The sequence below is a fragment of the Stenotrophomonas sp. STEN046 genome, from assembly GCF_056759755.1.
Genome location: NZ_JBRRDR010000009.1, coordinates 72,656 through 84,432, shown reverse-complemented (window position 1 = coordinate 84,432; position 11,777 = coordinate 72,656). Strand labels below are relative to the sequence as shown.

Annotated in this window: 11 protein-coding genes; 10 read left to right on the top strand and 1 reads right to left on the bottom strand. The window is 66.8% G+C overall.

All coding sequences use genetic code 11. From position 1 onward, the window contains the following. Positions 1 to 281: 281 nt before the first annotated feature. The 10 genes from pstS (at position 282) to rnt (ending at position 8,516) form a co-directional block, all read left to right on the top strand. On the top strand, positions 282 to 1,370 hold the full coding sequence (pstS, locus tag ACVOLJ_RS06855; protein WP_475277965.1) for a phosphate ABC transporter substrate-binding protein PstS: 1,089 nt from the start codon (positions 282 to 284) through the stop codon (positions 1,368 to 1,370). An 82-nt stretch (positions 1,371 to 1,452) separates the two neighbouring features. After that, positions 1,453 to 2,421 (top strand): phosphate ABC transporter permease subunit PstC, encoded by a 969-nt coding sequence (pstC, locus tag ACVOLJ_RS06850; RefSeq protein WP_025875378.1) that lies wholly within the window; start codon positions 1,453 to 1,455, stop codon positions 2,419 to 2,421. Next, positions 2,421 to 3,284, top strand: coding sequence for a phosphate ABC transporter permease PstA (pstA, locus tag ACVOLJ_RS06845; protein ID WP_032951813.1), 864 nt, complete (start codon positions 2,421 to 2,423; stop codon positions 3,282 to 3,284). Before pstC ends, pstA begins: the two co-directional genes overlap by 1 nt. Before the next feature lie 19 nt (positions 3,285 to 3,303). Continuing rightward, on the top strand, positions 3,304 to 4,134 hold the full coding sequence (pstB, locus tag ACVOLJ_RS06840) for a phosphate ABC transporter ATP-binding protein PstB (RefSeq protein WP_475278180.1): 831 nt from the start codon (positions 3,304 to 3,306) through the stop codon (positions 4,132 to 4,134). Between the two features lie 65 nt (positions 4,135 to 4,199). Further along, on the top strand, positions 4,200 to 4,907 hold the full coding sequence (phoU, locus tag ACVOLJ_RS06835) for a phosphate signaling complex protein PhoU (RefSeq protein WP_475277964.1): 708 nt from the start codon (positions 4,200 to 4,202) through the stop codon (positions 4,905 to 4,907). Positions 4,908 to 5,203: 296 nt separating this feature from the next. Beyond that, complete coding sequence (locus ACVOLJ_RS06830) at positions 5,204 to 5,554, top strand: HvfA family oxazolone/thioamide-modified RiPP metallophore (RefSeq protein ID WP_475277963.1); 351 nt, start codon at positions 5,204 to 5,206, stop codon at positions 5,552 to 5,554. Next, a complete protein-coding gene (locus ACVOLJ_RS06825) occupies positions 5,541 to 6,416 on the top strand; it encodes an HvfB family MNIO-type RiPP peptide maturase (protein WP_481563767.1) in 876 nt (291 codons plus the stop codon). Before ACVOLJ_RS06830 ends, ACVOLJ_RS06825 begins: the two co-directional genes overlap by 14 nt. Further along, the gene (locus ACVOLJ_RS06820; RefSeq protein WP_481563766.1) at positions 6,409 to 7,164 is read left to right on the top strand and encodes an HvfC family RiPP maturation protein; all 756 of its coding nucleotides are present in this window, start codon (positions 6,409 to 6,411) and stop codon (positions 7,162 to 7,164) included. The genes ACVOLJ_RS06825 and ACVOLJ_RS06820 overlap by 8 nt, the downstream gene beginning before the upstream one ends. A 23-nt stretch (positions 7,165 to 7,187) precedes the next feature. Next, positions 7,188 to 7,709, top strand: coding sequence for an HvfX family Cu-binding RiPP maturation protein (locus tag ACVOLJ_RS06815; protein WP_481563765.1), 522 nt, complete (start codon positions 7,188 to 7,190; stop codon positions 7,707 to 7,709). A gap of 222 nt (positions 7,710 to 7,931) precedes the next feature. Further along, a complete protein-coding gene (rnt, locus tag ACVOLJ_RS06810; RefSeq protein WP_135272949.1) occupies positions 7,932 to 8,516 on the top strand; it encodes a ribonuclease T in 585 nt (194 codons plus the stop codon). Between the two features lie 82 nt (positions 8,517 to 8,598). Here rnt and ACVOLJ_RS06805 read toward each other — a convergent pair whose 3' ends face one another. Next, the gene (locus ACVOLJ_RS06805; protein WP_481563764.1) at positions 8,599 to 11,619 is read right to left on the bottom strand and encodes a two-component regulator propeller domain-containing protein; all 3,021 of its coding nucleotides are present in this window, start codon (positions 11,617 to 11,619) and stop codon (positions 8,599 to 8,601) included. Positions 11,620 to 11,777: the final 158 nt, after the last annotated feature.

Below are 11,777 nucleotides of genomic sequence, written 5' to 3'. Positions count from 1 at the left end.
GGGTGCACCGGTTCTGCAGCGTCGAGCCATGCTCGACTGCTCTTTGCCGGCATCAGTCGAGCACGACTCGAGTCACAAGGACAAAAGCCCGCCACCCGCGCGCATTCCGGGGCCCCGACGACCCCAGCGGACCCCGCCACGAAGCTCCCGGACGCCCCGAAACCCTTGTCGGAACGTGCTCCAGGACACCTTTGTCATGGACGTCATACGGCTGTAACAAAAACATCATTTCATAGCCGCATCCGCCGACGCCGTCGGCTCTACCCCGCTATGGAGTGACCATGAAACTGCACTCGGCCAGCCTTGCCGCCCTTTCCCTGGCCATCGCCCTGGGCCTGTCGGCCTGCGGTGGCGACAAGCCGGCCGCACAGCAGCCGGCCGCCGACGGCGCTGCCGCTCCCGCCGCTGCTGGCGACAAGGTGACCGCTGAAGTCTCCGGTGCCGGCGCTTCCTTCATCTTCCCGCTGGTGTCCAAGTGGTCGGCCGACTACAACACCGCCACCGGCGCCAAGATCAACTACCAGTCCATCGGTTCGGGCGGTGGCATCGCCCAGATCAAGGCCGGCACCGTTGATTTCGGCTCGTCCGACAAGCCGCTGAGCAGCGAAGAGCTGGCCCAGGCCGGCCTGGCGCAGTTCCCGTCGGCCATCGGCGGTGTGGTGCCGGTGGTCAACATCGATGGCCTGGAAGCGGGCAAGCTGCGCCTGACCGGCGCCCTGCTGGCCGACATCTTCCTGGGCAAGATCAAGACCTGGAACGACCCGGCCATCGTCGCCGCCAACCCGGGCGTGACCCTGCCGGACGGCAAGATCACCATCGTCCACCGTTCGGACGGTTCGGGCACCACCTTCAACTTCTCCAACTACCTGTCCAAGGTCAGCCCGGAGTGGAAGACCAAGGTCGGCGAAGGCACCTCGGTGCAGTGGCCGGACGGCGTGGGTGGCAAGGGCAATGAAGGCGTTGCCTCGTACGTGAAGCAGATCAAGGGCTCCATCGGCTACGTCGAACTGGCCTACGCGCTGCAGAACGCGATGCCCTACAGCGCGCTGCAGAACGCCGCCGGTACCTGGGTGCAGCCGAACGCCGAGACCTTCGCCGCCGCTGCCGCCAGCGCCGACTGGGCCAGCGCCAAGGACTTCAACCTGGTCATCACCAACGCCCCGGGCGAGCAGGCGTGGCCGATCACCGCCACCAACTTCATGCTGATGCAGAAGAAGCCGAAGGATGCCAAGCGCAACCAGGATGCCCTGGCCTTCTTCAAGTGGGCCTTCGAAGGCGGCCAGGCCCAGGCCAACGAGCTGCACTACGTGCCGCTGCCGGCCGAGCTGGTCAAGCAGATCGAAGCCTACTGGGCGACCGAACTGAAGTGATGGCCCCGACGGTGCCCGCCCTGCGCGGGCACCGTTTCCTGCACCTCGTGCTGCCCCGCCCCTTCCTGGCCCTGCCGTCCCCATGAATGCCATCGCCCAGCCTGTAGCCGCCCCGTCCACGCGTGACACGCGTGATGCCCGCAACGACAAACTGTTTCGATGGGTGCTGGTCGGCACCGTCATCTTCGTCCTGATCGCACTGGCCTGCGCCGCACTTTCGATGTTGTGGGGCGGCCGCCATGCCCTGCAGATGCAGGGCCTGAGCTTCTTCTTCTCTTCCGACTGGAATCCGGTCGAAAACAAGTTCGGCGCGCTTGCACCGATCTACGGCACCCTGGTCACCGCGCTGATCGCGATGGTCATCGCCGTGCCGGTCAGCTTCGGCATCGCCTTCTTCCTCACCGAAGTGGCACCGCGCTGGCTGCGCGGCCCGGTCGGCACCGCCATCGAACTGCTGGCCGGCATCCCTTCGATCATCTACGGCATGTGGGGCTTGTTCGTGCTGGTGCCGGTGATGACCGAGTACGTCACCCCGTTCCTCAATGAAACCCTTGGCGAGTGGCCGATCATCGGCCCGGTGTTCCAGGGTCCGCCGCTGGGCATCGGCATGCTCACCGCCGGGTTCGTGCTGGCGATCATGGTCATTCCGTTCATCTCCTCGGTGATGCGCGAAGTGTTCCTGACCGTGCCGACCCGCCTGAAGGAATCGGCCTACGCGCTGGGCTCCACCAAGTGGGAAGTGAGCTGGGACATCGTCCTGCCCTACACCCGCTCGGCCGTGATCGGCGGTGTATTCCTCGGCCTCGGCCGCGCACTGGGCGAGACGATGGCCGTGGCCTTCGTGATCGGCAACAGCGTGCGCCTGTCGCCGTCGCTGCTGGAACCGGGCACCACCATTGCCGCACTGATCGCCAACGATTTCGGCGAAGCCACCGAAACCTATCGCTCGGCGCTGCTGCTGCTCGGCTTCGTCCTGTTCATCGTCACTTTCGTGGTGCTCGCCATCGCCCGCCTGATGCTGATGCGCCTGTCCCGCAAGGAGGGCAACTGATGTCCAGCACCGCTGACTCCCTGTACCTGCGCCGCCGTATCGGCAATGTCATCGCCATCGCGATGTCCTGCGCCACGGCCCTGTTCGGCCTGTTCTTCCTCGGCTGGATCCTGTTCACGCTCGCTTCCAAGGGCCTGGCCGGCATCAACCTGGACCTGTTCACCAAAATGACGCCGCCGCCGATGCAGGAAGGCGGCCTGGCCAACGCCTTCTTCGGCAGTGCGGTGATGTGCGCGCTGGCGATCGGCATCGGCACCCCGCTGGGCGTGCTGGCCGGCACCTGGCTGGCCGAGTACGGCAATGCACGCAAGGCCGGCACCGTGGTCCGCTTCGTCAATGACATCCTGCTGTCAGCACCGTCGATCGTGCTCGGCCTGTTCGTGTACACCTTGTATGTGATGCAGACCGGCGGCAGCTTCTCCGCCTTCGCAGGTGCACTGTCGCTGGCCTTCATCGTGCTGCCGGTGGTGGTCCGCACCACCGACGAGATGCTGCGCCTGGTGCCTTCGCAGATGCGCGAAGCCGCACTGTCGCTGGGCATCCCGCAGTGGAAGGTGATCGTGCAGGTGCTGTACCGCAGCGCTTCGGCCGGCATCATCACCGGCATCCTGCTGGCGCTGGCCCGCATTTCCGGCGAGACCGCACCGCTGCTGTTCACCGCCTTCGGCAACCAGTACTGGAACAGCAACGTGTTCCAGCCGATGGCATCGGTGCCGGTGGTGATGAACCAGTTCGCCGGCAGCCCGTATGAATCCTGGCAGGTGCTGGCCTGGGCCGGCGCGCTGGTGCTGACTGTATTCGTGCTGCTGGTCAGCCTCTCTGCGCGCGGCATCCTGCTGCGCAACCGTATCTCCCATGACTGACCTTTCCGTGGACAACGCCATGAACGACCTTTCCAACGCCGTGCCGATGCAGCGCATCGTGGTGCCGGCCTCGCACGAGAACCTGCACGCTCCGGCACCGGTCAAGCTCGCCGCGCGTGGACTGGACTTCTACTACGACAAGTTCCATGCCCTGAAGGGCATCAACCTGGAGATTCCGGAAAAGCGCGTGACCGCGCTGATTGGTCCCTCCGGCTGCGGCAAGTCGACCCTGCTGCGCATCTTCAACCGCATCTACGCGCTGTACCCGAAGCTGGAAGCGCGCGGTGAGGTGCTGCTGGACGGCGAGGACATCCTGTCGCCGAAGTACCCGATGAACCGCCTGCGCAGCAAGGTCGGCATGGTGTTCCAGAAGCCGGTGCCGTTCCCGATGACCATCTTCGAGAATGTGGCCTACGGCATCCGCCACCACGAGAAGCTGTCCAAGGCGGACATGGCCGACCGTGTCGAGCATGCGCTGCGCCAGGGCGCACTGTGGGACGAAGTGAAGGACAAGCTCAACCAGAGCGCGCTGGGCCTGTCCGGTGGCCAGCAGCAGCGCCTGTGCATCGCCCGTGCCGTGGCCCTGCGCCCGTCGGTGCTGCTGCTGGACGAACCGACCTCGGCGCTGGATCCGATCTCCACCAGCCGCATCGAGCAGCTGGTGGAAGAGCTGAAGCACGAATACACCATCGTCATCGTTACCCACAACATGCAGCAGGCGGCACGTGTTTCGGACTACACCGCCTTCATGTACCTGGGCGACCTGATCGAACACGACCGCACCGAAGTGATCTTCTCGCAGCCGTCCAAGCAGCAGACCGAGGATTACATCACCGGTCGCTTCGGCTGATCGGTGCTGTTCCTTCGCCACACGTCCCAGCCAGGCATGGCCTGGCTCTACCCGGATTGCAGACCATGAATCTTCCCAACGACCACATCGTCAAGAGCTACGACGAAGAGCAGCAGCGCCTGGTGGCCGAAATCGTGCGCATGGGCGAGATGGCCGTCGCCCAGCTGGAGGCGTCGATGGACGTCATCGAGAAGCGCGACGAGAACGCCGCCCATCGCATCATCGCCAACGACGAGGCGATCGATCAGCTGGAACAGCAGATCAGCCACGATGTGATGCGCCTGGCGCTGCGTGGCCCGATGGCGCGTGACCTGCGCGAGATCCTTGCCGGCCTGCGCATCCCGGCCGACATCGAACGCATCGGCGACTACGCGGCCAACGTCGCCAAGCGCTCCATCGCGCTGGGCAAGGTTCCGCCGCTGCCGCAGATCCAGGGCCTGCGCGCGCTGGGCCGCCTGGCGGCGCAGCAGGTGCGCCGTGCCATCACCGCCTATCGTGACAATGATGCCGCCGCCGCGCTGGAACTGCGCGAGGACGATGCCCGCCTGGATGCGCAGTACACCGCGCTGTTCCGCGAACTGCTGACCTACATGATGGAAGACCCGCGCAACATCACCCCGTGCACGCACCTGCTGTTCATGGCCAAGAACCTGGAACGCGTGGGCGACCATGCCACCAACATCGCCGAGAACGTGTGGTTCCTGGTGCACGGCGAGCAGCCGCTGCCGCCCCGGCAGAAACGCGACGAAACTTCCAGCACCGCGCAGATCTGATACTGCACTGCAACACCGGATTCGACTCCAGGGTGGCCGCTGTCCTCGCGACAGCGGCCTTTTTTGTGTGCGTGTATTGCTGGCGTTCCATCCACGCGTGGCGTGGATCTACTGCTGGGCCTACGCAGCCCGTAGGTGGCTCCATGCCGTGCGCGGATGCGCTGCTGCGCTCGCCGGTCTCACCTTCTGTAACAATTCTCACGAAAATTTGAAGTCCCGGCGAGGATTCGTTGAGTAGGATCGCTGCACCATCGATTCACCCCGGGCACCTGCCCACCACCCAAGGAGTTCGACCGATGAGCAGTTCCAACAAGACGCTGTCCCTGCTGACCGCTACCGCCCTGGCTGCCGGCCTGGGCATGACTGCCAGCGCTTCGGCCCTGAGCATGACCGACCTGGCCCAGGGCTACCTGGTGGCTGGCCAGGCGGCCAAGGCCAGCGACGCGAAGGCCACCGACGCCAAATCGACCGATGCGGCCAAGCATGCCGAGGGCAAGTGCGGCGCCGATGGCAAGAGCGCGGAAGGCAAGTGTGGTGGCGACAAGGGCAAGGCCGCAGCCGGCACCGATGCGAAGGCCAAGACCGGCGGCGACAAGAAGTCGGCCGAAGGCAAGTGTGGCGAAGGCAAGTGCGGTGCCAAGCACTGAGGTCCGCGCCAGCGTCGTCCTCCCGCAGCCGCCGCTCCCTGCGGCGGCTGCGGGGTTGGGGCTGCGCCGGGCGCTGCTGCAGCAACTGCAGGACGCTCCCGCCTGCGACTTCGACTTCCTCGAATGCGCACCGGAAAACTGGATCGGGGTCGGCGGCCCTGCCGGCGACGCTCTCGCCGAGCTCGCCACGCGCCATCCACTGAGCTGCCATGGCCTGTCACTGTCGCTGGGCGGCAGCGCGCCGCTGGATGTGCAGCTGCTGGCCCAGGTGGGCGCCTTCCTCGAACAGCACAGGGTGCCGCTGTACAGCGAGCATCTGAGCTACTGCAGCGATGACGGTCATCTGTACGACCTGCTTCCCATTCCGTTCACCGAAGAAGCGGTGCATCACACCGCCGCCCGCATCGCCCGGGTGCAGGACATTCTCGGTCGCCGCATCGCGGTGGAAAACGTGTCCTACTACCTGGCGCCACATCCGGCGATGGACGAACTGGCATTCACCACTGCCGTGCTCGCCGAGGCCGATTGTGACCTGCTGCTGGACGTCAACAATGTCTTCGTCAACGCCTGCAACCACGGGTACGACGCCGACACCTTCATCGCCGGGCTGCCCGCCGCACGCATTGCCTGCCTGCACGTGGCCGGGCATCTGGACGAAGCGCCGGACCTGAAGATCGATACCCATGGCAGTGCGGTGATCGACCCGGTCTGGGAGCTGCTGGCACGCACCTATGCCCGCATCGGCCCGCGCCCGACCCTGCTCGAACGCGACTTCAATTTCCCGCCCTATGCCGAGCTGCAGGGCGAGCTGCAGACCATCCGCCGCCTGCAGGCCGCACATGCAGGGGGCGCCCATGGCTGATTCGCCCGGGACGCTGCGCGCCCAGCAGCACGCATTCACCGCGCACCTGCGTGATCCGCAGGCGGTGCCCGCACCGGCCGGCCTCGAAGCGCGGCGGGTAGCGGTGTACCAGCAGCTGCTGTTCAACAACCTGCTGGGCCTGCTCAGCAATGGCTTCCCGGTCTGCGTGCGCCTGCTGGGCGAACCGGCCTGGAACGCCCTGGTACGGCACTACTTCGCCCACCATCGCTGCCAGACGCCGTTGTTTACCGAACTGGCCGCCGAATTCGTGCAGTGGCTGCAGGCCCAGGCGCAGCTTCCCCATCCGGCTCTGGCAGAACTGGCCCACTACGAGTGGGTGGAGACCGCGCTGTACCAGTTGCAGGCGACGCCGCTGCCGGATGCGGGTGATATCGACCCGTTGCAGCATCCACTGCAGCGATCGCCGCTGGCCTGGCCACTGCTGTATCGCTGGCCGGTCCATCAGTTGGGTACCGAAGAAGCGCCGTCGGAACCGCCGGCCGAATCCACCGGCCTGCTGGTGCGACGCGATGCCGACGGTGCGGTGCGCTTTGCCGTTCTCAGCAGCTTGGCAGTGCACCTGCTGACGCTGATCGGAGAGGCGCCCGGCGCCACCGGCCAGCAGCAACTGCGCACGCTGGCCAGGCTGCACCATCTCGATCCTGAAAGCCTGGCCGCCCCCGGCGCCCAGTTGCTGCAGCAATTCCTGCGTGCCGGCGTGATCGGCCCGATACCCACCCCGCCCTGACGCCCCTTCCAGGAGACCGTCCCATGAACACCCCGACCCTGGCCACCCTGCGTGGCCAGCTGGACCGTTGCGCCCCGTGGTTGGCCCCGCTCGGCCTGCGCCTGCTGCTGGCCTGGGAATACTTCGAGTCCGGCCGCGAGAAGCTGCACGGCGAAAACTGGTTCGCCGACCTGCAGGGCGCCTTTCCGTTCCCGTTCGACCAGTTGCCGGCCGCGCTGAACTGGCAGCTGGCGACCTGGTTCGAACTGATCGGCGCGGCCTGCCTGCTGTTCGGGTTCGGTACCCGTTTCGCCGCCGCCAGCCTGCTGGTGCTGACCATGGTAGCCACCTACGCGGTGCACTGGCCGATGGAATGGAGCTCGCTGGGCGACCTGGCGATGGGTTACGCCATCAGCGACCAGGGCTTTGGCAACTTCAAGCTGCCGCTGCTGTTCATGGCGATGCTGCTGCCCTTGATGTTCAGTGGCGCCGGCAAGCTCAGCGTGGATGCGTGGTTGGCCCGATGGCTGCCATCGGGCACGGCGGCACGGCCAGCGGTCCGCTAGGCCGGCGCGCCCCGTGCCAACCATGGTCGCACCTGCCGGGATCCCGGCCACCCGGTGCTCCGGTAGCTGTCGACCTTGGTCGACACACGCGCACGCGGGGAACCCGTGGACCAGAGGCTGGCCGGGCGCTCAGGGTCGCTCTGCTAGAATCCTCACATGACTGATCCCACCCCCGCACCTGCCGCCGCCCCCGTTTCCGACGTACCCCAGGCGCAGCGCGCGATGTCACAACGCTTCCGCGGCTTCCTGCCGGTGGTGGTGGACGTGGAGACCGGCGGCTTCGACAGCCAGCGCAACGCGCTGCTGGAAATCGCCGCAGTGCCGATCGAGATGGACGAGAACGGCCTGCTCTATCCCGGCCAGACCGCCAGCGCCCACGTGGTGCCAGCCGAAGGCCTGGAGATCGACCCGAAGTCGCTGGAAGTGACCGGCATCATCCTCGACCACCCGTTCCGGCTGGCCAAGGAAGAGAAAGCAGCACTGGACCACGTGTTCACCCCGGTACGTGCGGCGATGAAGAAGTACGGCTGCCAGCGCGCCATCCTGGTTGGCCACAACGCGCATTTCGATCTCGGCTTCGTCAACGCTGCCGTGGCCCGCACCGGGCACAAGCGCAATCCGTTCCACCCCTTCAGCGTGTTCGACACGGTGACCCTGGCCGGCATCGCCTACGGCCAGACCGTGCTGGCACGCGCGGCCAATGCGGCCGGGCTGGGCTGGGATGCCAACGAGGCGCACAGCGCGGTGTATGACACCGAGCAGACGGCACGCCTGTTCTGCACCATCGCCAACGCCTGGCCGCGGTAAGGCGGCCAGCGGCGCAACCGCATCCACGCATGGCGTGGATCTACTACGGCAACACCAGTAGATCCACGCCATGCGTGGATGATCAACCAATACTCGTACGATCGCGCCCGTCACTCTTCGCGCGGTACAGCGCACGGTCGGCACGTTGATACAGCAGCGCCGGGGTGCGGTCGTCGGCATCCAGTTCCACCAGGCCGGCACTGAAGGTCACGCGCAGGCCCGGCACCCCCGCCCAATCCAGGTGGTCATGGAACAGGCCGCGCAGTCGCGCGCACAGTTGTGCTGCTTCTTCCAGGCGGGTGTCGTTGAGCAGCAACGCGAATTCTTCGCCGCCGGTGCGCGCGGGCAGGTCCGAATCGCGGCACGCGGCGGCGATCACCTGCGCCACTTCCCTCAGCACCGCATCGCCGATGCTGTGGCTGTGCCGATCGTTGACGTCCTTGAAGTGATCGATGTCCAGCACCACCAGGCACAGCGGATGGCCACTGCGCTGGGCGCGGGCGAAGTCGCGTGCCAGTGACTCGTCGAAACCGCGACGATTGGCCAGCCGCGTAAGCGCGTCCTCACGTGCTTGCCGTTCAAACGCCTCGGCCTGCCGCGCAAGGCGCTCGGCCAGCTCGGTCTTTTCCAGGTTCAGCGCCTGCAGGTGCACGGTCTGTGCCTGCAGGTCGAAAGTGGCCTCGTCCACGCGCTGGGCAAGGCGCAGGTTGCTGGCCTTGTACTGCTGCAGCAGGAAGCGGTACAGCGCCACCAGCGCGGCCAGCAGCAACAGCCCGATCAGCGCCTGCACGCTGTGCCGCTGCCACCAGAACGGTTCGACGGTGAAGCTCCACACCGCCTCCTGATGGCCCCAGGTGCCGCCGGGGTGCGAGGCCCCCACATGCAGGGTGTAGTCGCCCGGCGGCAGGCCGACAAACTCCACGCTGCGCTGTGGGCCGCGTTCGACCCAGCCGGTATCCAGGCCATCCAGCCGCGTTCGGTAACGGATGCGGTCGGACATCAGGTAGCTCAGGCCCACGTAGCTCACCGCCAACCGGCGCCCACCGGGAATCAGGTTCAGGTCCGGCCCTTCCCAGTGCACCGGGGCACCGTCCACCTGCACGTTCTCGATCGCCGCCGGCGGTGCCGGGCGCTCGCGGAAGCGCTGCAGCCGCTGCGGATCGACCGTGCTCAGGCCACCGGCGGTCACCACCCAGAACGTGCCGTCCTGGCGCAGGATCGCCGAAGGCCCGGAACTGCCGTTGGCCTGCGCGTTGGCCATGCCATCGATCTCGTTGTAGCGCTCCACCGTCACCCGCGGCGCGCGGCCATCAGCCACTGCGTTGAGGGTGGCCATGTCGGTGCGCAGCACGCCACGGTTGCTGCTGATCCAGACATTGCCCAGACGGTCGGGCACCAGCTGGAACACCGCATCCACCGGCATGCCCTGCTCCAGACCGACGCGCGCCAGCCTGCCGTCCTGCCAGCGGTACAGGCCACGGTCGCTGCTGATCCACATCGCATCGCCGATCTGGTGGAAACCGAACACGCTGCGGCCCCCCCCCAACGGCGCCAGGTCGATCGACTGGACGTGGTCACCCCGCAGCACGCGGATACCCTCGATGGTGCCGATCCATAGATTGCCGTGCTGATCGTGTTCCAGTGCGGTGATCAGTCCGCCCGGCATGCCCGCCACGCTGGACACCCGCACCGCATCGCCGTCGATGCGGATCACGCCCTTCTGCGTGCCGGCCCAGACAACCCCGTCCGGCGCGATGCTGATCGCACGGATGTTGCCGCCCGGCAGGCCATCGTCGGCAGCATAGTTGTGGCGCAGGCGCCCATCGGCCCGCAGCCGGTAGATGCCATCACCAAAGGTGCCCACCCACAGGTCGCCGCCCGGGTCCTGGGCCAGGCTCAACACCGAAGGTGCCTTGCCGCCGCGGTTGTGCAGCGGCATCGCACGGAAGCGCCCATCGGCAGTGCGCAGGTCCAGGCCACTGGCGCTGCCCACCCACAGCTGGCGGTCGTGGGCTTCAAACACCGTACGCACGTAATCGCCACTCAGGCCGTCGCGTTCGGTGTAGCTGCTGAACAGCGTTTCGCGCAGGCGGTACAGGCCACCGTTGGCCCCCACCCAGATGCTTCCCTCGGCATCTTCGCGCAGGCTGACCACACGCCCGCCGGGCAGGTTCAGGCCCGCCGGCAGCCGTTCCAGGCCGTGCGCGGAGATGCGCAGCAGGCCCTGGTTCTCGGTGCCCAGCCACAGGTCACCGTGGCGGTCCTGCAGCATCGAGGTCAGGTGCAGCTGGCCGGGAAGGCGATGCACTAGCACCAGGCTGTCACCTTCCACCCGGTACAGGCGTTCGCCCGCGACGATCCACAACGCGCCATCGGGCGCGCGATAGGGCCACGACAACCCCTTGCCGACGCCCCATGCGGCCGGTGCGCGTTTCAGCACGCCATCGTTGTCCCGCAGCACCAGCCCATCAAGCGTGCCGATCCAGATCCGGTCCTGCGCATCCACTGCCATCTTGGTGAAGCTCATCGCCAGCGGCAGGTCCGGCGGCGGCGGCTGGTAGACGATGCCCTTGTCCGGGGTCAGGTAGCCGATGCCCTTGCCTTCATACAGCAGCCACAGGCGCCCCTGGCTGTCCATCTGCATGGATTGGATCAGCACCTGCGGGGTATCGGGCTGGTGCTCCCAGACCCGCCATTGGCCGTCGCTGCCGCGATGGCTGACATTGCCGCGTGAATCGCTGATCCACAGCCCACCCTGGTGATCGACCAGCAGCGCGCCAATGCCGTTGTCACGCAGTCCCGGCCGCGTACTGCGGTCGAACACGGTGAAATCCAGACCGTTGTAGCGCACCAGCCCTTCCCAGGTGGCGAACCAGAGATGGCCTTCCGGGGTCTGGGCGATATCGCGCAGCGAGTTGTGCGGCAGGCCGTTGCGCGAGGTCCAGACGTCGATGGCGTAGTCACGCAGCGGCGGTGCGCCACTCTGCGCGGCCAGCGGCGCGGCCACGGCCAGCAGCAGCCACAGCACGCCCAGCCGCAGCAGGCGACTGAGTGGTTGTGCGTGACGCCCCGCCCGGCGCCTGCTCGCCCCCTGCCCGCCCATCAGTGCAGCGGCGGTGGCCAGATGCGGATGCCGGTGGCGGCAACAGACGCGAACAGGGTCAGCCGTACCGCGCAGGGCGGCATGCCGGCAGGAACGGGCAGGCTCATCGGACGAAGGATGGGGAAGTACGCAGATGATAGGGCAAACCCTGTCGCTGG

Bases quoted from the DNA above. Each gene is read 5' to 3' on its own strand.
- pstS (WP_475277965.1), top strand. From the start codon at position 282: ATGAAACTGCACTCGGCCAGCCTTGCCGCCCTTTCCCTGGCCATCGCC.
- pstC (WP_025875378.1), top strand. From the start codon at position 1,453: ATGAATGCCATCGCCCAGCCTGTAGCCGCCCCGTCCACGCGTGACACG.
- pstA (WP_032951813.1), top strand. From the start codon at position 2,421: ATGTCCAGCACCGCTGACTCCCTGTACCTGCGCCGCCGTATCGGCAAT.
- pstB (WP_475278180.1), top strand. From the start codon at position 3,304: ATGAACGACCTTTCCAACGCCGTGCCGATGCAGCGCATCGTGGTGCCG.
- phoU (WP_475277964.1), top strand. From the start codon at position 4,200: ATGAATCTTCCCAACGACCACATCGTCAAGAGCTACGACGAAGAGCAG.
- ACVOLJ_RS06830 (WP_475277963.1), top strand. From the start codon at position 5,204: ATGAGCAGTTCCAACAAGACGCTGTCCCTGCTGACCGCTACCGCCCTG.
- ACVOLJ_RS06820 (WP_481563766.1), top strand. From the start codon at position 6,409: ATGGCTGATTCGCCCGGGACGCTGCGCGCCCAGCAGCACGCATTCACC.
- ACVOLJ_RS06815 (WP_481563765.1), top strand. From the start codon at position 7,188: ATGAACACCCCGACCCTGGCCACCCTGCGTGGCCAGCTGGACCGTTGC.
- rnt (WP_135272949.1), top strand. From the start codon at position 7,932: ATGTCACAACGCTTCCGCGGCTTCCTGCCGGTGGTGGTGGACGTGGAG.
- ACVOLJ_RS06805 (WP_481563764.1), bottom strand. From the start codon at position 11,619: ATGGGCGGGCAGGGGGCGAGCAGGCGCCGGGCGGGGCGTCACGCACAA.